Origin of the sequence: Burkholderia dolosa (assembly GCF_902499135.1) — a bacterium.
In the GTDB taxonomy this organism is placed as follows: Bacteria; Pseudomonadota; Gammaproteobacteria; order Burkholderiales; family Burkholderiaceae; genus Burkholderia; species Burkholderia dolosa.
The window spans coordinates 76,865-95,761 of the sequence record NZ_CABVPR010000007.1 but is presented as its reverse complement, the minus strand read 5'-3'; the positions used below and the strand labels follow the sequence as shown (position 1 = coordinate 95,761).

20 protein-coding genes are annotated in these 18,897 nt (G+C 64.0%); 12 read left to right on the top strand and 8 right to left on the bottom strand.

The features are described from left to right. Positions 1 to 159 precede the first annotated feature (159 nt). From BUB20358_RS05570 to BUB20358_RS05555, 4 genes are all read left to right on the top strand, one after another. Positions 160 to 1,179, top strand: coding sequence for a helix-turn-helix domain-containing protein (locus BUB20358_RS05570; RefSeq protein ID WP_006767159.1), 1,020 nt, complete (start codon positions 160 to 162; stop codon positions 1,177 to 1,179). Positions 1,180 to 1,258: 79 nt separating this feature from the next. Next, a complete protein-coding gene (locus BUB20358_RS05565) occupies positions 1,259 to 2,245 on the top strand; it encodes a SphA family protein (protein WP_035975573.1) in 987 nt (328 codons plus the stop codon). 14 nt (positions 2,246 to 2,259) lie between these two features. Further along, positions 2,260 to 3,489: an MFS transporter gene (locus BUB20358_RS05560; RefSeq protein WP_035975575.1), complete on the top strand. Its 1,230-nt coding sequence runs from the start codon at positions 2,260 to 2,262 to the stop codon at positions 3,487 to 3,489. A gap of 40 nt (positions 3,490 to 3,529) precedes the next feature. Further along, a complete protein-coding gene (locus BUB20358_RS05555; RefSeq protein WP_006767161.1) occupies positions 3,530 to 4,972 on the top strand; it encodes an amidase in 1,443 nt (480 codons plus the stop codon). Positions 4,973 to 4,993: 21 nt separating this feature from the next. Here BUB20358_RS05555 and BUB20358_RS05550 read toward each other — a convergent pair whose 3' ends face one another. Then, complete coding sequence (locus BUB20358_RS05550) at positions 4,994 to 5,164, bottom strand: hypothetical protein (RefSeq protein WP_165802979.1); 171 nt, start codon at positions 5,162 to 5,164, stop codon at positions 4,994 to 4,996. Positions 5,165 to 5,468: 304 nt separating this feature from the next. On the opposite strand from BUB20358_RS05550, the gene BUB20358_RS05545 reads away from it, so the two are divergent. Then, on the top strand, positions 5,469 to 6,131 hold the full coding sequence (locus BUB20358_RS05545) for a UdgX family uracil-DNA binding protein (protein WP_006767162.1): 663 nt from the start codon (positions 5,469 to 5,471) through the stop codon (positions 6,129 to 6,131). Positions 6,132 to 6,149: 18 nt separating this feature from the next. Here BUB20358_RS05545 and BUB20358_RS05540 read toward each other — a convergent pair whose 3' ends face one another. Both BUB20358_RS05540 and BUB20358_RS05535 read right to left on the bottom strand, forming a co-directional pair. Further along, positions 6,150 to 7,058 (bottom strand): DUF72 domain-containing protein, encoded by a 909-nt coding sequence (locus BUB20358_RS05540; protein ID WP_035975577.1) that lies wholly within the window; start codon positions 7,056 to 7,058, stop codon positions 6,150 to 6,152. Positions 7,059 to 7,268: 210 nt separating this feature from the next. Beyond that, on the bottom strand, positions 7,269 to 7,619 hold the full coding sequence (locus BUB20358_RS05535) for a BON domain-containing protein (RefSeq protein ID WP_035975578.1): 351 nt from the start codon (positions 7,617 to 7,619) through the stop codon (positions 7,269 to 7,271). Between the two features lie 731 nt (positions 7,620 to 8,350). On the opposite strand from BUB20358_RS05535, the gene BUB20358_RS05530 reads away from it, so the two are divergent. The 6 genes from BUB20358_RS05530 (at position 8,351) to BUB20358_RS05505 (ending at position 14,023) form a co-directional block, all read left to right on the top strand. Further along, positions 8,351 to 9,256 carry an AraC family transcriptional regulator gene (locus BUB20358_RS05530; RefSeq protein WP_006767165.1) on the top strand — a complete coding sequence of 302 codons (906 nt, stop codon included), beginning with the start codon at positions 8,351 to 8,353 and terminating at the stop codon, positions 9,254 to 9,256. Continuing rightward, complete coding sequence (locus tag BUB20358_RS05525) at positions 9,243 to 9,452, top strand: hypothetical protein (protein WP_006405746.1); 210 nt, start codon at positions 9,243 to 9,245, stop codon at positions 9,450 to 9,452. Before BUB20358_RS05530 ends, BUB20358_RS05525 begins: the two co-directional genes overlap by 14 nt. 44 nt (positions 9,453 to 9,496) lie before the next feature. Continuing rightward, on the top strand, positions 9,497 to 9,922 hold the full coding sequence (locus tag BUB20358_RS05520) for a DUF3331 domain-containing protein (RefSeq protein WP_006405745.1): 426 nt from the start codon (positions 9,497 to 9,499) through the stop codon (positions 9,920 to 9,922). Positions 9,923 to 10,474: 552 nt separating this feature from the next. Next, complete coding sequence (locus tag BUB20358_RS05515; protein WP_035975580.1) at positions 10,475 to 11,479, top strand: chemotaxis protein CheB; 1,005 nt, start codon at positions 10,475 to 10,477, stop codon at positions 11,477 to 11,479. Between the two features lie 514 nt (positions 11,480 to 11,993). Beyond that, positions 11,994 to 13,028: a DUF262 domain-containing protein gene (locus BUB20358_RS05510; RefSeq protein ID WP_081293520.1), complete on the top strand. Its 1,035-nt coding sequence runs from the start codon at positions 11,994 to 11,996 to the stop codon at positions 13,026 to 13,028. After that, entirely contained in the window at positions 13,025 to 14,023 is a 999-nt protein-coding gene (locus BUB20358_RS05505) for a RelA/SpoT-related domain-containing protein (protein WP_158380461.1), read from the top strand. Before BUB20358_RS05510 ends, BUB20358_RS05505 begins: the two co-directional genes overlap by 4 nt. Before the next feature lie 357 nt (positions 14,024 to 14,380). On the opposite strand, the gene BUB20358_RS05500 is transcribed toward BUB20358_RS05505, so the two are convergent. From BUB20358_RS05500 to BUB20358_RS05485, 4 genes are all read right to left on the bottom strand, one after another. After that, complete coding sequence (locus BUB20358_RS05500; protein WP_223297006.1) at positions 14,381 to 14,824, bottom strand: putative quinol monooxygenase; 444 nt, start codon at positions 14,822 to 14,824, stop codon at positions 14,381 to 14,383. Positions 14,825 to 14,922: 98 nt separating this feature from the next. Further along, positions 14,923 to 15,948, bottom strand: a complete 1,026-nt coding sequence (locus tag BUB20358_RS05495; RefSeq protein WP_035975582.1) for an aldo/keto reductase — start codon at positions 15,946 to 15,948, stop codon at positions 14,923 to 14,925. 133 nt (positions 15,949 to 16,081) lie between these two features. Continuing rightward, complete coding sequence (locus BUB20358_RS05490; RefSeq protein WP_006767168.1) at positions 16,082 to 16,381, bottom strand: hypothetical protein; 300 nt, start codon at positions 16,379 to 16,381, stop codon at positions 16,082 to 16,084. Continuing rightward, positions 16,378 to 16,938 carry a flavodoxin family protein gene (locus tag BUB20358_RS05485; RefSeq protein WP_035975583.1) on the bottom strand — a complete coding sequence of 187 codons (561 nt, stop codon included), beginning with the start codon at positions 16,936 to 16,938 and terminating at the stop codon, positions 16,378 to 16,380. Before BUB20358_RS05485 ends, BUB20358_RS05490 begins: the two co-directional genes overlap by 4 nt. Positions 16,939 to 17,096: 158 nt before the next feature. Between BUB20358_RS05485 and BUB20358_RS05480 the strand changes: the two genes are divergently transcribed. Continuing rightward, positions 17,097 to 18,053: a LysR family transcriptional regulator gene (locus BUB20358_RS05480; RefSeq protein ID WP_035975584.1), complete on the top strand. Its 957-nt coding sequence runs from the start codon at positions 17,097 to 17,099 to the stop codon at positions 18,051 to 18,053. Positions 18,054 to 18,435: 382 nt separating this feature from the next. Here BUB20358_RS05480 and BUB20358_RS05475 read toward each other — a convergent pair whose 3' ends face one another. Continuing rightward, complete coding sequence (locus tag BUB20358_RS05475; RefSeq protein WP_035976122.1) at positions 18,436 to 18,882, bottom strand: carboxymuconolactone decarboxylase family protein; 447 nt, start codon at positions 18,880 to 18,882, stop codon at positions 18,436 to 18,438. Positions 18,883 to 18,897 lie beyond the last annotated feature (15 nt).

The window sequence follows — 18,897 nt, the reverse complement described above, 5'->3', positions numbered from 1 at the left end:
CATGATTCGGCCGGCAAGCCCAACGGCGCGGGACGCGATCGATGCGCGGAGCGTTGCGCCGACCGCATCGCGTGTCGGCCCCGGGGCAAGCCCCGATTGCGCGATTATTTTCTCCGGGCGATATGCGAACCACGCACACCGATCCCGCCCGGAGCGATCATGGAATCGACCACAGCGCTGCATGCAGCATCCGCGCCCGCTTGCGGCGCCACCGAAGCACCGCCGGGCGCGTCGATCGTGAATCGGCATTTCGAAAGCGACGACGTCGACGCGCACGCGCAATTCATCGACGGCTGGGCGCTGCAGCTCGACCAGATGTCGCCAGGCCCGTTCCGCGGAACGCTTCATGAACTCCGCGTCGGCGACATGCAGCTGCTGCGCGAGCGCGTGAACCGCTCGCTGCTCAAGCGCGGCGCGACCGCCGCGTACGTGACGTCGTTCAGCGTGCCGCTGCAGACCGACGGCCCCGGCTATTGCGGCGGCGGCGCGTTGCAGGAGCGCGTGCTGCTCGTATCGAACGGCACGTCGCTGCCGGAGCTGCGCACGCCCGACCGGCACGACATCGCGGTGCTGACGTTGCCGGCCGAAGCGCTCGCGTCGCTTGCCGCGCTCGACGGGGACGACGACCGCGAGCGTTCGGCCGATTCGGTCTACCTCGTGACGCTGGACGGGCAACGCTACGACGCGCTGAAGGCGTTCCTGGTCGCCAGCTTCGACGCGGCGGACGCGGCCGCCGACGCGTTCGCGTATCCGCAGGCGTGCAAGACGCTGCACGACGCGGTACTGCTCGAGCTCGAACGGATCGCCGAAACCGGGCGGCCGCCGGTCCGGCTCGACGGCACCGCGCGGCGGCGCATCGTCAGCCGCGTACGCGAACTGGTGGCCGCGCAGCCCGACGCGCCGCTCACGGTGCTCGACGTGTGTCGCGCGGTCGGCACCAGCCGGCGCAAGCTGCAGTATTGCTTCGAGGAAGCGCTCGGCACCAACCCCGCGTACTACCTGCGCGTGCTGCGGCTCAATGCGGCGCGGCGCGAGCTGCGCCGGCAGTCGCCGGCGACCGGATCGGTCGGCGACGTCGCGTTCCGCTGCGGATTCTGGCACCTGAGCCGCTTCTCGCTGCACTACCGGCAGCTGTTCGGCGAACTGCCGTCCGATACGTTGAAGCGCGCGCCGCAATAATTACCAAAAGCGGATAACGCTCGCGATTTCGGCGTTCCCATACTCCATCGACACAATCGACGATGGATGGAACGGGACGATGGAGATCACGACACAGCGGCGCGCGAGCGCGCGCCGACGCGCGGCTGCGAAGGCGACCGCGGCGAAGGCGACCAAGGCCGTCGCGACGGCCGGCGCGCTCGCGACGACGCTTCTTTACGCGGGCACCGGCACCGCGCACGCCGCCGAGAACGGCGCGCCGATCACGCCGTACGGCGTCTTCGATTTCGGCGCCGGCATCCTGCCGCCGCCGACGCCGAACGGCACGTTCGCGACGCGCTTCGCGTACTACTCGGCCCACACGCTGAAGGACGCGGCCGGCAACCGCGTGCCGAACGACTTCGCGGTCGACGTCGCGTCGTGGAGCGTCGCGTATATCCGGATGACGAACGCGAAGCTGTTCGGCGCGAACGTCGGCTTCGGCGCCGTCGTGCCGTTTCTCGGGATGAGCGCGCATACAACCGTGCCGACGCCGGGCGGCGCGATCCCGCTGTCCGCGAATCCGGTCGGCATCGGCGACATCGACGTCCAGCCGCTGATTCTCGCGTGGTCGTCGCGCAACCTGTTCGTGAACGTCGCGCTTCAGGTGCAGGCGCCGACCGGCGCGTACCGCAGCACGCGGCTGATCAATCCCGGCTCGAACCACTGGACGTTGTCGCCGATCGTCGGCGCGACGTATATCACGCCGGGCGGGTTCGAGCTGTCGACCAGCATCGAGATCGACCAGCACACGACCAACCGCGCGACCGACTACCGCAGCGGCACCGAATTCCGGCAGGAGTTCGCCGCGGGTCGGCACATCGGGCCGTTCACCGTCGGGATCGGCGGCTACGTGTATCGGCAGCTGAGCGACGATCGCGGCCCGAACGTCGACGGCAACCGCTCGAGCGTCAACGCACTCGGCCCCGCGATCAGCTATGTCGAGCCCGGCAGGCCGGCGTTCTGGCTGCACGTCTACAAGGAGTTCGGCGCGAAGAACCGCAGCGAGGGTTACCAGATCGCGCTGCGCGCCGCCATTTCGTTCTGATCGGGGAGCTTTCGATGAATCGGCTTTCGTCGTGCAATTCCGCGGTCGCGATCGGGCGCCGCGAGCCGGGCGTCGCGCAGGGCGCGGTGCTGCTGCTCGGCAGCAGCCTGACGGTGATGGGCGCGGTGATGATCGCGCCGGTTCTGCCGAAGCTTGCGGCGGAATTCGTGCCGGCCAACCCGGCCGCGGCCGGGCTCGTGCCGCTCGTCGCGACCGGCCCCGCGCTCGCGATCGCGCTGTTCGCGCCGTTCGCCGGCTGGCTCGCGGACCGCGTCGGCCGCAAGATGCTGCTGCTGGTCGCGACGCTGATCTACGGCATCGTCGGCGCGGCGCCCGCGCTGCTCGACGGCCTGGGCGCGATCCTCGCGTGCCGCATCGTGCTCGGCATCGCGGAAGCGTGCGTGATGACGTGCTGCACGACGCTGATCGGCGATTACTGGCACGGCGACATGCGCGTGCGCTACGTGAATCGGCAGGTGGTGACGATCGGCATCGTCGGCACGCTGTTCTTCGTGATCGGCGGCGCGGCCGGCGAACACTCGTGGCGCTATCCGTTCTATCTGTATCTGCTGCCGATCCTGCTCGTCCCGGCGATCGCGCTGCTGCTGTGGGAGCCGCTGCGCACCGCGCACGCGCCCGGCGCGGCGTACACAAGCGCGCCGGAGCCGCCGTGTGGACGGCTCGGCGCGATCCTTGCGGTCGGCTATCTGCTGATCTGCATCGCGATGATCTGTACGTTCGTGGTGCCGGTGCAGATGCCGCAGCTGATGATCGGCATCGGCGAGCGCTCGTCGACGATGATCGGGATGACGTCCGGCGCCGGCCTGCTCGCGACGCTCGGCGGCTCGGTCGCATGGCCGTGGCTGCGCGAGCGCGTCGGGCGGCGCATGGTCAACGTCGTGCTGCTCGCGCTGCTCGCGGCCGGTCTTTATCTGTTCTCGCGTGCGCAGTCGGTCGAAGCGGTGCTGATCGCCGTCGTGATCCACGGCATCGGCGCCGGGCTCGCGGCGCCGAACGCGATCCTGCCGCTGATGCGCGCGCTGCCGCTCGCGCTGCGCGGGCGCGGCCTCGGCGGCTATACGGCGGCGCTGTATTTCGGCCAGTTCGTGAGCCCGCTCGTCGTGCTGGCCGGCGTCCGCGCATTCGGCGGGCTGCGGCCCGCGATCGGCGCGATCGCCGTCGGCGCGGCGGCCGTCGCGCTGATGTGGCTGCTCGCCGCGTTCACTTGTCGCGACGACGCATGACGCGCGTTCGCTTTCTCCTCGCTGAAACACCACGATACTCATGAACGACTTTCGGACACTCATCGCCACCCATGACGGCATCGCGCTTGCCGACCTCGTGCGCCGCAACGAAGTGACGCCCACGGAACTCGTCGAAGCCGCGCTTGCCAACGTCGATGCCGTAAATCCCGCGCTGAACGCCGTCGCCGAGCGGCTCGAAGCGCCCGCGCGCGAATTCGCGGCGGCCATCACCGGCCGTGAAAGCGTGCTCGCCGGCGTGCCGATACTGACGAAGGACCTGTTCACGCCGGTGCGCGGCGCGCGGATGGCGAACGGCTCGCATCTGTTCGGCGACTACCGTGCGGACTTCGACTGCGAACTCGTCGTGCGGCTCAAGCGCGCGGGCATCCCGATCGCCGGCACGACGCTGTCGCCGGAGTTCGGCACATCGTACTGCACGTCGTCGACGCGCTTCGGCACGACGCGCAATCCGTGGCACGCGGACGCGACGGCGGGCGGATCGAGCGGCGGCGCGGCCGCACTCGTCGCGGCTCGCGCGCTGCCGTTCGCGCATGGCAACGACGGCGGCGGCTCGCTGCGCGTGCCGGCGTCGTGCTGCGGCGTGTTCGGGCTGAAGCCGACGCGCGGCCGCACGCCCATGGGGCCGGCGGCCGGCGAAGGATGGGCGGGAATGGGCATCAATCATGCGATCACGCGCTCGGTGCGCGACAGTGCGGCGCTGCTCGACGTCACGGCCGGCGCCGACGTCGGCGCGCCGTACGCGGCGCCGCACGAGCCGCACACGTTCCTGTCGGCGACGCAGCGCGAACCGGGGCGGCTGCGCATCGGCGTGATCGACCAAGCGCGGCCGTGGCCGGTCGCACCCGCGTGCCGGGACGCGCTTGCGCACACTGTCGCGTTGCTGACGTCGCTCGGCCACGACGTCGAATCGCTCGACAGCCCGGTCGATTCGGCCGAGTTTTTCCGCACGGTGTTCACGATCATCGGCGCGCAGACGCGTGCGATGCTCGACGACGTCGCGCGCCGGCGCGGCCGCGCGGTGCGCGACGACGAGATCGAAGCGCGTACGCGCATCATCGTGCGCGACGTGGGCAGCGTGTCCGGCGCCGACTATGCGGCGGCGGTCGACCGGATCCATGCGCTCGGCCGCACGTTCGGCGCGCTGATGACGCGCTACGACGTGCTGCTCACGCCGACGCTCGCGACGCCGCCCAAGCCGCCGGCGGAACTGGCGATCGACGACGATACGCTGTCGATCGACGCGCTGATCGACCGGTCGCACAGCTTTTCGCCATTCACCGCGTGGTTCAACGCGACCGGACAGCCGGCGATGTCGGTGCCGCTGTTCTGGGACGGGCACGGATTGCCGATCGGCAGCCAGTTCGCCGGCGCGTTCGGGGCGGAGTCGCTGCTGTTTTCGCTGGCCGCGCAGCTCGAGCGGGCCGCGCCGTGGGCCGAGCGCGTGCCGGGTGTGCATGCGTGAGACGCGCATGCGCGCGTCGCGCTACGACCGGTCGCGATTGCGTGCGCGCGTCGCACCGGTGATCACCGCGATGCCGAACAGGATGACGGCCACGATCGCGATCACGTGTTGCGCGACGTGCAGCATCGTCAGGCCCCAGGCGACGCCGCCGATGAAAATGATCCATCCGACCAGATAGATGAGCAGGGTCATCGTTTTTTCTCCTTTGCGGTTTCGGGCTGCCGGGCCGCCGCGTGCCGTGCAGAATTTACCGCGGGCGCCGGACCGCGCTCGATGCGGGCGCTCGTTCGGCCCGGCAGACGCGTCGCGCTGCCGTCGCGGCACGATCGACGGGTCCGCGTGCATGCGTGCGTGCGTCCGATAAGCACGTTGCGCGCCCGGTCGCGACGAGTGCGCGTCGTGCGCTCGACGGGAACGGTGTTTGCTTGCGTCGGGTATCCGTCCGTCATACCCGACGGACGACGGCGAACCACCGCGCGACGAAGCGCGACGAACGATGACCACGACCCGACGCACCGTCAAACCGACGTCGGCCGCCGAACGCGAAAGCCCGCGCGTGCCCGACGTCGACCCCGATCAGCAGCCGGCGACGCTCGACGCGTGTCGCCGCTGCCCGCTATGGGCGAACGCGACGCAGGGCGTGCCGGGCGTGGGCCCGCGGCACGCGCCGATCATGATGGTCGGCGAGCAGCCGGGCGACAAGGAGGACTTGCAGGGTCTGCCGTTCGTCGGACCGGCCGGCGCGCTGCTCGACGACGCACTCGCCGAAGCGGGCATCGGCCGCGGCGACGTGTACGTGACCAACGCGGTCAAGCATTTCAAATGGACGCCGCGCGGCAAGCGGCGTTTGCACAAGACGCCCGCGCAACGCGAGGTCGACGCGTGCCGTTACTGGCTCGACAAGGAACTCGACGGCGTGGGCGCGCACGTGGTGGTCGCATTGGGCGCGACTGCGCTGAAGGCCGTGCTCGAAGATCCGAAATCGCGCTTGCAGGACGCGATCGGCAAGGTCGTTCGGCATGGCGACCGTTTCGTCGTCGCAACCTATCATCCGTCGTTCGCGCTGCGTGCGCCGGACGCCGACACGCGCGATCGCGCGTATGCGGCAATCGTCGCCGCGCTGCGCGACGCGAAGAAGCTCGCGCAGCGGCGCACATAGCGGCGTACCCGCGCGCCGTCACGCGGCTGCTTCATGCGCATGCAGCCCGAGGCGCGCCATCAGGCGTTGCGCGTCGAACGGCGCGTTCGTTTTCGCGTCGTTGTCGAAATAGCAGTACACGTCGCGCGTGCGTGCGCGCGGCGGTTGCAGCGCGGGGGCGGCGAGCCGCGCGTCGGCCGGCTGCTCGCCGCGGCTCCACGCTTCGATCCGGTTCGCCCAGCGTTCGAGCGCCGCATCCGAGTATTCGCCCGAATACTTCGTTTCGGTGCCGTGCAGCCGCATGTAGACGAAGTCCGCGCTCAGGTCTTCGAACTGCGGCCACGGTTCCGTCGAATCCGATACGACCAGCGCGGCCTTGTAACGGCGCAGCAGCTTCACGAACGCGGGATCGACGAAGCTGTCGTGACGCACTTCCACCGCGTGGCGCAATTTGCGCTTGCGGTCGATCTGCAGATACGGCCGCTTTACGCGCGCATCGTGCTGCCGAGCGAGCGCGAGTGCCGCCTCCGTATCGGGCGGCAGCAGGCTCAGGAAACGCTCCATGTGCGCCGCGTCGAAACGCAGCGACGGCGGGAATTGCCACAGGATCGGCCCGAGCTTGTCCTTCAGCGCGAGCACGCCCTGCGCGAAGAAATTCGCACATGCGACCGTGGCCGTTTCGTCGCGAAAGCGCAGCAGGTGCGTCAGATAGCGCGCGCCTTTCACGCTGAACACGAAACCCGGCGGCGTATCGGCGTACCAGTGCTGCCAGCTGTCGATCGACTGCAGACTGTAATGCGTGCCGTTGATCTCGATCGTCTGCATCAGCCCCGATGCGTATCGCAGCTCGGCGGCCTGCTTCAGGTCTTCAGGGTAGAACGTGCCGCGCCAGCCTTTGTAGCGCCAGCCTGAAATGCCGATGTGAATGTTGCCGGATGTGCGCGTCATGGTGTCGTTGCGTGCGCCGCGGACGGTATGGGAGTGTGTTGCGCATAGCAATACACGTGCCACGGTTCGGGCCGGACATTCCCGGCCGCATTTTCATCGGCGGGTGCTGGAGCCGAGCTATTCGGAAACGGCCCGTTCTCCGGCAACTCCGCCGCAACGCAACGATCCACGCGTTCCCGTCGTCGCGATGCCGCGCCGCACGGCCATGCGTCAATGCCCCGGTTCCTTCACCGACAGATGGTTGACGACCGACTTTTTCGGCGCGGCGGCCTGCGCCGCCGTTTGCGCGAGCTGGATCTGCGAGTCGTCCGGCACCGTGCCGTCGAGCGCAATCGTGTTGCCGCGCGCGACGACGCGGATGTCCGATGCGGTGAGGCCGCGCGTCGACGTCAGCGCCTTGCGGACCTGCGTTTCGGTGTGCCAGTTCGCGCGGCGCAGCTGCTTCTTGGTCGGCGCCGATACGGCCGACGCCGGAGCAGTGGTGACGTCTTGTGCAACGGCCGTGGTCGCCACCGCGAACAGCGGGACCAGGGCCAATACGGCGAGCTTGATGTTGCGCATGCTTTCCTCTCGTTGAACGTGGTGTCGGGGACGGGCGCCGTTGCGCGCTTCGTCCGGTTCCGGATACGCCCGTCGCGATGCGTCGCTACGACCGCGCATTCCGGCGGCCGTCGCGGCGAAGCGTGCGGCGGCCGCATCGGAGCCGCACAATCGACGATGTCGCGGCGTCGGGGTGAACGGAGTATCGGTCGTTCGGCCCGATTCGGATTTCCGCAGCGCACGCCGGTTTGTCCATTGGCACGAGACCAGCGCGCATGCGCACGTCGGTCGCGGTGCGGGATGCGCGATCGCGTCCGTGCATATCGGGAAACGCGCGTTTGCGGCCGGTGATTGAATGGGCATGCGCGAGCACCACGCGGAATCGCCATTCGTCGTGTGGCGCCACACGATCGGATCAACGGACTATACGAACGTATGAGTCCGGCGAACGATCGATGCATCGTGTCGATGCATGCTCGTGCGCGACAGCGCGCGAACGGGACGCCGGCGTTGCGCGATGCGCGTCGTCGCGGCCGAACGGCGGCCGCGATACACGACTAAACCTCCATATAACCCGACCCACCGATCGGCGACTTCGCTCATCCCTATGTAGGCTGGTTCGCCGGGTATTGATTCGCTACCTTTTAGTCGACGCGGCGCACCGTTGCCGCCCATGGTTTTGCGATCTCTCCCAGGTAACCACCATGATTCTTTCCTTGCCGAATCGACCGGACACCCGCGACCGCGCCGGCATGACGGATCTCCGTCCGGCCGCACGCGGCCCGATCGGCGCCGAGCGTGCATGGCGCGAGCCCGATGCGGCACCCCACGCCGACATCGCGCTGTCGCGATGGACGCGACAGGACTCGACCGCCGTCGAGGTTGCGCACGACGGCAGCGACCGCTGGCACTGCATCGCGATCAGCCTCAAGTGCACGTCGCTGACGTTCGCGCATGCCGGCCGCGTGCTGGTCGACGGCCGCGTGACCGCGGGCGCCGCGCAGGTGACCGCGCCGGGCGTGCACTGCGATGCGGCGTTTCGCGGCCCGAGCGACGTGCTTCATCTGTTCGCGTCGCAGCGCGTGCTGGCCGAATGCTACGAGGACCTGTTCGGCCGGCCGCCAGCGGGCGACATCGCGATCGACGATCCGCGCCTGATCCGCGACCCGGCACTCGAGCGGCTCGGCCAGGCGCTCGCGGTGTCGCACACGCGCGACGGCGCGCTCGGCAAGGTGTTTGCCGACGGCGTGAGCGTCGCGATCGTGTCGCGGATCATCGCGCGTCACTTTTCCGCGTCGCGGCGCGACACGCGGCGTGCGGCCGAGCTGCCGTCGTGGCGGATGCGTCGCGTCGTCGAGTACGTGGATGCGCATCTTGCCGATCCGATCGGCCTCGCCGACATGGCGCAGAGTGCGGGCCTCACGCGCATGCACTTCGCCGCGCAGTTTCGCCATGCGACCGGGCTGCGTCCGCACGAATACCTGATGCGCCGCCGCATCGAGCGCGCGCAGCAGCTGCTGCTGGACTCGCGTCACAACGTGCTCGACGTCGCGCTGAGCAGCGGCTTTCGTTCGCAGGCGCACTTCACGACCGTATTCAAGCGTTTCGTCGGCGCGACGCCGTGCTGCTGGAGGACGAGTGCTCATGAAGAACAGTGAATGGATTCGCGCGTTTCTCGCGATCAGCGAGGCCTTCCTGTGCTGTGCGGCCGGCGCGCATGACGACGCCCGCATGCGCGAACCGCAGCCGATGCACGACGTCGCATCGATCGTGGCCGGCATCGGCGCCGATGCGGCACGCGAAGCGGCTCGCCGCGAAACCGCGCCGGAATGGGATCGCGCGATTGCGCGATAGATACGCCGGCGAGCGCCGGGATTTTTACGCAACGAGAGAGGACGATGATGGATAGTCGAACGAACGTGACGGACGTCGATCCGTGGATGCAGATGCTCGGTTTGCTCACGCAGTCGTGCACGGTTCGCGACGTGTGCGCGGCTGCACGGCCTCGCGGCGGCCGGCGCACGCGCGTCGTCGTCGCAGCGGCTGCTGCGATGGTCGAACGGCGCTCGGTCGCGGTCAGCTTCCTCGAGCGTCAGACCGCGACGACCGTATCGCTCGCATGGCGCGACGCGACGCGGTGCGCGTACGGGGAACAGGTGTGGCAGACGGCACGCGCGCGCTTCGGCGGCGTGTGCGCGGTAAGCGGGCGCGCGGTCCAGCCCGGCGACGCGATTTACCGGCCTCGGCCGACGCGCCCCGTGCCGCTCAACGCAGGCGCGATGATCCTCGCATCGGTACTCGAGCAGATCGAATCGGCCGCTTGATTCGACTCGTCGTTCCAGCATCCCCTGGATCGAGGCGTTCGGCCGCGAATTGACGACTCTATTGACGGTCCCATCACCGTCGAAACGGTGTCGTCAATTCGCGTACGTCCGCATCAAGTTGGTCACCTCGCGTGGTGGACCACGCGTTCCGGCAGTGACGGCCTGAGTTCCGGACTGTTTTTCGACACACCGCACGGCCGGTCGAAGCGCCAAGGACAGACCGGACGCTGTCTATCTCAAGTTCGGTCACCTATTCTGGAATACCGTGTCGCGGGACATCGGTGGGCGACTGCGTCGGGTCGCGCTCGGCCATCTTCAGACGTTCGCGAACGCCTCGGCGGGGACAGAAAAACGCTTCATGAGCTGGGCAGAGCGGTCGTTTGTTTCCGGTTTGTGTAACGCGTGTCATCGGCCGGCGTGAGCGCTGAAAGCGCCGGAAGTGCAGGGACGACCTGTTCCGCTGGAAGCATTCGGAGTCGGAGCGGGTATGGTTAATGCGCAGGCAAAAGGCCCGGGCACGCCCGTTGACGATTCCTCCAATCAGGAACACCGATGAGACTTGATGATTCCAAGCCGAACCGCATAGTCGTATTGGGAGTTTCCACCGGAGGCCTGCCCGCGCTGCGCGCGATCCTTCCGACGCTCCCGAGCGAACTCGACGCTGCGATACTGCTGGTCATGCACATCGGAGCACACAAGAGCGTTCTCCCTCAACTGCTTGCTCCGCACACCTCGCTGTCGGTCGAGCATGCCCGTGCAGGCGATGCTCTTCGGCGCTCCGCAATCTTCGTCGCACCGCCCGATAGGCATCTCATGGTGCACGAAGGGAAGATCGCGTTAAGCGCGGGGGCGAAGGAGAACTTTGCTCGCCCCGCGATCGATCCGTTGTTCCGGTCGGCGGCGATAGAGTTCGGACCCAGGGCGGTCGCGGTTGTGCTGACCGGAGAGCTCGACGACGGCGCTTCCGGCGCCGCTGCCATTAGTGCTCGCGGGGGCACCGTCATTATTCAGGATCCGACCGACAGCATTGCTCCGAGCATGCCGCTCAGCACGGTGCGAGCCGTTCCAACCGCGCGTGTAGTGCGATTGGAGCTTATCGGCAACGAAATCATGCAGGCGCTCAACGCTCCGCTGAAGGAGACCATCGTGCGAACCAGCACAGATCCGACCGAGACGGAAGCGCGCATCGCGCTCACTGGGGTTACGTCTCCCGACGAGCTCGATTCAATCGGTCAGCGTAGTTCCGTGACGTGTCCCGAGTGCGGCGGCGTGGTGTGGCGCATCGACAACGACGCGCCCCTGCGATATCGATGCCATACCGGTCACGCGTTCTCCAGCGAAGCGCTCGCCGCAGTCCAAAAATCCGGTTTGGAGGATGCACTATGGACGACCGTGCGCCGAGCGGAGGAGTGCGCCGCGATAGCTTCGAACCGGGCGCTGCGCGCTTCATCGGACGGCGATTTGGCAGCCGCCGACATCGCACGGCGCGAGCATGCCAAATTTCAGCGCCTTGAAGAAGCACTGCGCGCGCTGGCTCGTGACAGCGATGACGAATGAAGCAGGCGGTATCGTTTGTCGCGTTAAGGTCGGATCGGGCGCAGGTACCGGCTGCGTCATTGGAGCGACGGTTGCAGGTGCTGCGGGGACTTCGTGCTCACGTGACGGGGAAAGTTGCTTTCGCTGCGCCGTTCCCAGCGGGCCGCACGGGACTGTCGAAATTCGCCATCTCGTCGGTTGTGGGCGATGGCGAGTGGCAGCTATTGACCATGAAGAGCCGTTCACTGGTTCATGCATGAAGACGCCGGAACGACCAGCGCGCTCCCGGAAGCTGCCGTTCGGTCGCGGAATGCGCAAATCACATCTTCGGTCGAGGCGGTCGGTGACCCGCTAGCGCGGGAATCGCTGGATGCTCGCAGCCTGCCCGCAGTGCCGGCAGTTTCACCGGCTTTCGGTTCCGGTAATATGTGCCATCGACATATTCCGGCAGTTCAGTTGGACCATCACGCATTACTGCCGTAGCTGGTATATTTGTGCGGTCAGACGCCACCTTACAACACCACTTTCTTAAAATATGATCCGCCGACAAAATTTTCAGAACCTAAGCTGGTTCTATGATCTCTACAAGAGATCTGCCCTTGACCTAGATCCGCCATACCAGCGACGGAGCGTTTGGAATGATGCATTTAAAGCGTACTTCATTGACACCGTCCTGCTTAATTATCCCGCTCCTGCGATATTTCTCTACGAGGAAATAAGTGCAGAGGGAACATCCATGTATCACGTTGTTGATGGTAAGCAGCGGATTACTACCATCCTCGAGTTTGTGCAAGGAAAATTTGCTGTCGGCGAGAAATCTGAGTTAACCGCGCTTCGAGGGAAGTATTTCGAGGGACTTGACGAGAATGTGCGTCGGGAATTTTGGTCGTATCAATTGCTCGTTGAATATATTCCGACGAATGATGAGGGCGTAATTAATTCGATTTTCGATCGAATTAATAGAAATGTCGCAAAACTAACAGCCCAAGAACTTCGCCACGCAAGGCTGGACGGGGAATTTATTCAGCTATCGGAGCAGTTGTCGGAGTGGCAACAGTCGGTGCTACCGGCCAACTTTCCTCGCTTCGCCGCTCAGTCCAGGAAGCAAATGAAGGATGTTGAGTTCACTGCCCTGCTTTTGTTGTTGCTCGAAGAAGGGCCGCGGGGCTACAGCCAAGATGACTTGGATAAGGCTTTTGCGGATCGTGACTCTGAATGGGAGGCGCGTGTCGAATGTGATGCGCGGTACCGTGCGGCGATTTCGTACATTGCAGGCGTGTTAGCGGCTGATGAAGATCTTGCTGTCACACGACTTCGAAATCAGGCGGATTTCTACGCCGTTTTTGGTGCTATAGATTCACTGCAACAGGATGGGCAACTCGGGTCAGCTGAGCAATCTGCGGCCGCATTGCGCAGATTTGTGGACACAGTTGACCTTCTGGAGGCTCGCGAAGCCGATCTCGCGCTTGCTAACTATTTCGATGCAGCAAGATCTGCATCGAACGACAAAGGGCCGCGCGAGACACGTGTGCGGTACATGCGATCTATACTGGCGGTGAAACAAGCGTGATCATCCCTGCGCAGCTTGTCCAAAAGCACAACCTGTATAAGCCTTACCTTGAGAAGGTTGAGCAGCGCGCTCGCGAACGAATTTTTAATTTTTGCAACGCGCACGGTTACGCATTCGTAGGGCGCCTCAAGGATACTGAGTCGCTCTTCGAGAAGATCGAAACGGGTCGTTTTGACAGTTGGAGCAAACTTGACGACCTGTACGGATGCTCCATAGTAATTCCGTTCCTCGATGAAGAGGAACAGGTGATTCAATGGCTCAAGGACCAATTTGATGTTGTTGAAATAAAATTGCGAGGAACAACTCTTAAAGATCCCGCAGTTTTTCGGTTCGATGCGACCCGCGTTGTTGCCAAACTGCGGAGCAGTGATTTCGCCGCACATAGCGAATTGACGAAGATTTCATTTGAAATTCAAGTTCGTACAGCGTTCGAACATGCATGGTCAGTAGCGACGCATTCATTAGCGTACAAAGGTGAGCGGGTCGATTGGAGTCGTTTGAGGCTGGCTGCACAGCTAAAAGCGTCGGTCGAGCAGTTGGATATGCTAGTTTTGGGCTTCGATGGCGCAGCGAATGCTATTCACAAGCAGAAATGGCCGGACGTGGCTATTCGAGCCAGAATAGAACAGGTATTTCGCTCTCGATTTGATGAAGGAACTCTTCCCCTAGAAATACGCCCATTAAGCTGGATGCGATTCTGTGAGAATGTCCAACGCCTTATCATTTCGACCAGTAAGGATGCGGTAAAGGGAGCGGTAGCTGAACGGTTCGTTGAGAAACGTTTGGAAACCATCGAGGCGGCCTTGGATCAAGTTGGAGCGGCATACCCCAAGAGCGTTTCGCTCCTTCAGTTCTGCATTGGAACCCTAGCGAACGCAGAATTGATAACAGGACCATTAAAGGGATACATTCCATACATCACGGAAGAGCTTCGCAGTCTTTTTCCAAAGACGACAATTGCAGGGATAGGCTTCAGCCTCGAGGATACAAACTAACCGATGCTATCTGCTTGTCTCAGCTCGGACGGTTGAGGCTGTTATGGTGAGAATGACAGGTGCGGGCAACTTATGGCCGCCCTGCGAGCACCGATACCTGAGCATTCGCAATGGCCGCCGAGTTGGCCGTAGCAACAGTGGGCCGTGCGGCCGTTCTACCTTGTAACCTGCCGCCGAGTCTGCGCCGCGTCGATTGTCAGCTCAGGGTCGGCTGCAGCCGACCGCGTCGGGCGGCAACCGGCCAAAAACGGTCGTGGACCAACAACAGCAACAAGACATCCGGTAGGCAGGTCGAGTTCCGACAACGGACACGCACGCTTTCATGGCGATCCATTCTTCCCATCTGGCCGGTGTTTGTTACGACCGACCTCTCAATTTCCTGAAGATGAGCGGCATTGCGTCAGCGTCCAGCCCATCCATGTCAACCAGTCGAAGGGACTTCACCATGTCCAGCGTCGAACGCTTGTACTTCTTGAAATGCGGCGACTGGATATGGGCGTCGTACGCATCGTGGCTCGCATAAATTTCCACAATCTTGATGTGCGTCGGGCTATCCTTTTGAGCCATCGGGAAAATGCACACTACCCCCGGCTCGACGCGCATCGACGCCTCAGCCTCCTCGTTCAAGATGCGCCGATACGCTTCGAGATGCTGATTGAATATCTCGATTTCGGAGATACGGACTAACATTTTTGGCTCCTGCGCATGGACGTTACCGTGCTGCCCCAACGGCAGTACCGCACACATCACAACGAGCGCGAAGAGGATAAGACGTCGGCACTCGATGAACGGGTCCTTCATATCTATTTTCGCATTCGATGTTCGTCCAGCGGCGGTACGTTCAACCGCGGCGGCGAGTTCGCAAGCTACCGCCATTGAACGTACCGCCGCTCGCGACATTAGTTCCGCGGCGCTGAAATCGTCGGCGGATGTTCCGGAAGCGGTGGCACGATGCCATCCACCGGATGGGGGACATACGGCGCTTCGAGCGCGGCGATTTCGTCCTGCGTCAGCGAGAAGTCGAGCGCGCCGATGGCGGTTGCCAGATGCTCGGGCTTCGTTGCCCCGATGATCGGCGCGGTGATCGCCGGTTTCGTCAACAGCCACGCCAGTGCGACGTGCGCGCGCGGCACATGGTGCGCCTCGGCGATACGCGCGACGACATCAACCACCTTCTGGTCCTGGGTTTCAGCGTTCCGATACATTTGCAGCGCAAAGGCATCGTTCTGCGTGCGGCGCGTGGTTTCGCTCCAGTCGCGCGTCAGCCTGCCGCGCGCCATCGGGCTCCATGGAATGACCCCGACGCCCTGGTCGGCGCAAAGAGGCAACATTTCGCGTTCCTCCTCCCGATAGAGCAGGTTGTACTGCGGTTGCATGGAAATGAAGCGTGTCCAGCCGTTGCGTTCCGCGACGTGCTGCATTTTCGCGAAGCGCCATGCCTCCATCGAGGATGCACCGATGTAGCGGGCTTTGCCTGACTTCACTATGTCGTGCAGCGCCTCCATCGTTTCCTCCACGGGCGTGCCGTGGTCGAAACGGTGGATCTGGTAGAGGTCGACGTAATCCATGCCGAGGCGGGTCAGACTGTCGTCGATCGACTGAAGCAGCGCTTTCCGCGAGAGAAACCCGGTATTGGGTGAATTGCGCCACGGAAAGAACGCCTTGGTGGCGACGACGACCTCTTCGCGCCGCGCCATGTCGTTGAGCGCTCGGCCCGTGATCTCCTCGGAGCTTCCGCCCGAATAGATATTGGCAGTGTCGAAGAAGTTGATGCCCGCCTCGAGCGCTTGCCGAAAAAACGGGCGGGAGGCTGCTTCATCGAGGGACCAGGGCTGGGGCAGGCGGGCAGGCTCCCCATAGCTCATGCATCCCAAGCAAAGACGAGATACTTTCAGGCCCGTTCGGCCCAGATTGACATATTCCATGTTCACCTTCAAAGGTCTATGGCCACACAACGCCGATAGGCAGACTGCGGCAGGCCCGTGGTTGACGATTTATCCGGCGTCAGCGCGACACGACAACCACGGACCGACACCGCGATAGACGCTGCCGAAGCGGTCAAGCGTCGCGCGACGCGAACAGCGACTCCCAGCCGACGAACGGGCCGAGCGGAATGATCTCCCAGTCGATCAGGCCGACCCTGGCCAGCGGAAACTCGGCGAGCGCCTGTCTCGCGGCATCGACCGAATCGCTTTCGGCGATGATGGCGACGCCCGGGCGGTCCTGACGGAACGAGATTTCGCGCACGAAGCCCGTTTTATACAGATGCCACGCATGGCGCACTTCTTCGAGAAGATGGGGCTGATAGGCGTCCGGGCTGGCCCCCGGCAGCGGGACGTCGAGACAAAGCAATTTCATCGTGCGGCTCCTGACATGAACTGGCTGGTCACGCGAGCGACGCGCTCGCCCAGATACGCAGCGGTATCGATATCGCTCTCGATGGGGGTGATGTCCGGTGATGCATCATCCGATTGCGCCATCGCGCCCAGCCATCCGCCGACACGATTCTTCTCCTGCGGCGACTTGCCCGGGAAGATATCGAGTCCGACCCAGATCATCCCGTGCTGGGCGGCAAACAGCGCCATCGTGACGAGGGAATTCAGCTTGTCGCCGTGCATGGCACCCGAATTCGTGAAGCCTGCGGCAATCTTGTTCCGCCACGACTGGGGAATCCACGCGGGCCGCGTCGAGTCCTCCATCACCTTTTTGAGCCTCGCGCTGACGGTGCCGTTGTAGGTCGGCGAACCGAAGATGATCGCGTCGCTCGCGGCGAGTTTTTCCCAGGGCGTATCGCCATCTGCAACGGCGATCAACTGCGCTTCGGCACCCGGCACGCGACGAACGCCGTCTGCAACGGCTTGGGCCTGTTTCGCGGTGTGACCATAGCCACTGTCATAGAGGATCGTGATGAGCATTGAAGACTCGCAAGCTTCGGACGGAGGGGCGATGTCCGCCATTGTCACCAGCGTCACTCATTACGAGAAGTTCTGGCAGGGTTGAACCACCCTCAACTGCAAGTTTAGAATCCGGCTGCGCGACGACAGGTCGGCGCGATGTCAGTCATGGAGGAAATGTGGATTCTTCGCAGCGTGTTCGAGCCATCATTTCTCTCGTCCAGGCCGTCGATGCGGGAAGTTTTGCGGCAGCGGCCCGACAATTGGGTGTCACGTCGGCTGCCGTGAGCAAGAACGTGGCGGGCCTCGAAAAAGCATTGGGTGTGCGGCTGATGAACCGGACGACCCGCACACTCAAACTCACTGAGGAAGGCGAGGCGTTTTTGCGCCACGCGCGCATCGCACTTGAAACACTGGATGCCGCGATCGATACGGTTTCCGCCCAGCGGGCCGTGCCGGCCGGGCGCGTGCGGATTTCGACGAGTGCCGCCTTCGGGCATAACCACGTGCTTCCGGCGCTGCCCGCGCTGCTCGCTCGCTACCCGGCGCTGTCGGTCGAGGTCGATTTCGACGATCGGGTCATCGATATTGTCCGGGACGGCTACGACATTGCGGTAAGAGGCGGCAACATCCCGGATTCCGCGCTCGTGACTCGCCCCATTTGTCGCTTGAATACGGTACTGGTAGCGTCTCCCGACTATCTGGCGAACCATGGCGTGCCCGAGACGCCGGATGCGTTGCACGCGCACCGGCTCATTGCACGGCGATTCCTGAGCGGCCAGGTCGCGCCATGGAACTTCACGGGCGACGACAAAAGCATCACGACGATCGACCCCTCCGGCAAGGCAATGCTGACGCTATCCGCACCGGAATCGCTGGTGCAGGCGGCGTGCGATAGCGTTGGCATCGCGGAGGTCGGGGTGCATCTTGCGTGGGATCGGTTGCGTTCCGGTGCGCTGAAGGTGATTCTCCACAGGTTTCACCATCCCGGAAGCTATGAGATGGTGATGCAGTATCCACACCGGGCGCTTGTCGCGCCACGAGTGCAAGTTACCGTGAAACATCTGCTGGAAGCGCTAACGGCGGATAGCAAATTGCATGTGCCTACGGATGCCTTGGATATCTATAGCGTGTAGCAGTTAGCCATCGTTCAGTGTTACCTCGGCTTGCATTATTAAACGTGTGGTTCCGCGTGGAAACTGCGTGCGCAGCATCGCGACGACCGGAAGTATTCATCGAGCGACCGCTGAAGATCTACAAACTGACGTTGCACGTCCGATGCGGTGAAAGGCGGCTCAGGGTCGGCTGCAGCCGACCGCGTCGGGCGGCAACCGGCCATGAGCGGCCGGTCGAGGTCGTCGTCCAGTTTGGCTGACCGAGGCCTCGTCCGCCCTCGCTCAATGGCCGGTCTTCGGTGAGCAGATCGCAGGTGGCATTGCCTCCACGCGGCCCAGAAGCGGCCTGACGACACAGCGCGGATTTAGTTGGATAGCGTCGGCGTCCGATGCCTCTGTGAACTCACGTCCTCGCGGCGACCGGGAGTCGGAATGGGGCGCCGAGACGGTTGAAGGCGTTCATCGCGGCAATCGTTATCGTGAGGTCGACAAGTTCCTTCGGCGAGAACGCCGCCGAGGCCGCCGCATAGGCTTCATCTGAAGCATGCGTTTCACTGACGAGAGTCACCTCTTCGGCCCAAGCCAAGGCGGCGCGCTCCTGATCGGAGAACAGGTGCGGGACTTCGTCCCACACCGGCACCAGCGTCACCTTGTCGATGGACATGGTCTTTCTAAGATCGCGACTGTGCATATCGATGCAATGGGCACATCCGTTAATCTGTGAAACACGGAGGAACACGAGATGAATGAGTTCCTCGGGCAGGTTGGTGCTTTTGGTCACATAGTGATGGACACCGAAAAGCGCTTTTGCGCCGTCCGGTGCGATCTCGCTCCAGTTCAAGCGTGTCATCTTTGTCCTTTGCCG

What these genes read in the sequence shown, in the direction of transcription:
- BUB20358_RS05540 (WP_035975577.1), bottom strand. Translation starts at nt 7,058, where the DNA reads ATGACGCGCACATCCGGCAACATTCACATCGGCATTTCAGGCTGGCGC.
- BUB20358_RS05530 (WP_006767165.1), top strand. Translation starts at nt 8,351, where the DNA reads ATGACGGATCTCCGTCCGGCCGCACGCGGCCCGATCGGCGCCGAGCGT.
- BUB20358_RS05545 (WP_006767162.1), top strand. Translation starts at nt 5,469, where the DNA reads ATGACCACGACCCGACGCACCGTCAAACCGACGTCGGCCGCCGAACGC.
- BUB20358_RS05490 (WP_006767168.1), bottom strand. Translation starts at nt 16,381, where the DNA reads ATGAAATTGCTTTGTCTCGACGTCCCGCTGCCGGGGGCCAGCCCGGAC.
- BUB20358_RS05560 (WP_035975575.1), top strand. Translation starts at nt 2,260, where the DNA reads ATGAATCGGCTTTCGTCGTGCAATTCCGCGGTCGCGATCGGGCGCCGC.
- BUB20358_RS05495 (WP_035975582.1), bottom strand. Translation starts at nt 15,948, where the DNA reads ATGGAATATGTCAATCTGGGCCGAACGGGCCTGAAAGTATCTCGTCTT.
- BUB20358_RS05550 (WP_165802979.1), bottom strand. Translation starts at nt 5,164, where the DNA reads ATGACCCTGCTCATCTATCTGGTCGGATGGATCATTTTCATCGGCGGC.
- BUB20358_RS05520 (WP_006405745.1), top strand. Translation starts at nt 9,497, where the DNA reads ATGATGGATAGTCGAACGAACGTGACGGACGTCGATCCGTGGATGCAG.
- BUB20358_RS05475 (WP_035976122.1), bottom strand. Translation starts at nt 18,882, where the DNA reads ATGACACGCTTGAACTGGAGCGAGATCGCACCGGACGGCGCAAAAGCG.
- BUB20358_RS05500 (WP_223297006.1), bottom strand. Translation starts at nt 14,824, where the DNA reads ATGAAGGACCCGTTCATCGAGTGCCGACGTCTTATCCTCTTCGCGCTC.
- BUB20358_RS05555 (WP_006767161.1), top strand. Translation starts at nt 3,530, where the DNA reads ATGAACGACTTTCGGACACTCATCGCCACCCATGACGGCATCGCGCTT.
- BUB20358_RS05485 (WP_035975583.1), bottom strand. Translation starts at nt 16,938, where the DNA reads ATGCTCATCACGATCCTCTATGACAGTGGCTATGGTCACACCGCGAAA.
- BUB20358_RS05525 (WP_006405746.1), top strand. Translation starts at nt 9,243, where the DNA reads ATGAAGAACAGTGAATGGATTCGCGCGTTTCTCGCGATCAGCGAGGCC.
- BUB20358_RS05515 (WP_035975580.1), top strand. Translation starts at nt 10,475, where the DNA reads ATGAGACTTGATGATTCCAAGCCGAACCGCATAGTCGTATTGGGAGTT.
- BUB20358_RS05510 (WP_081293520.1), top strand. Translation starts at nt 11,994, where the DNA reads ATGATCCGCCGACAAAATTTTCAGAACCTAAGCTGGTTCTATGATCTC.
- BUB20358_RS05535 (WP_035975578.1), bottom strand. Translation starts at nt 7,619, where the DNA reads ATGCGCAACATCAAGCTCGCCGTATTGGCCCTGGTCCCGCTGTTCGCG.
- BUB20358_RS05570 (WP_006767159.1), top strand. Translation starts at nt 160, where the DNA reads ATGGAATCGACCACAGCGCTGCATGCAGCATCCGCGCCCGCTTGCGGC.
- BUB20358_RS05565 (WP_035975573.1), top strand. Translation starts at nt 1,259, where the DNA reads ATGGAGATCACGACACAGCGGCGCGCGAGCGCGCGCCGACGCGCGGCT.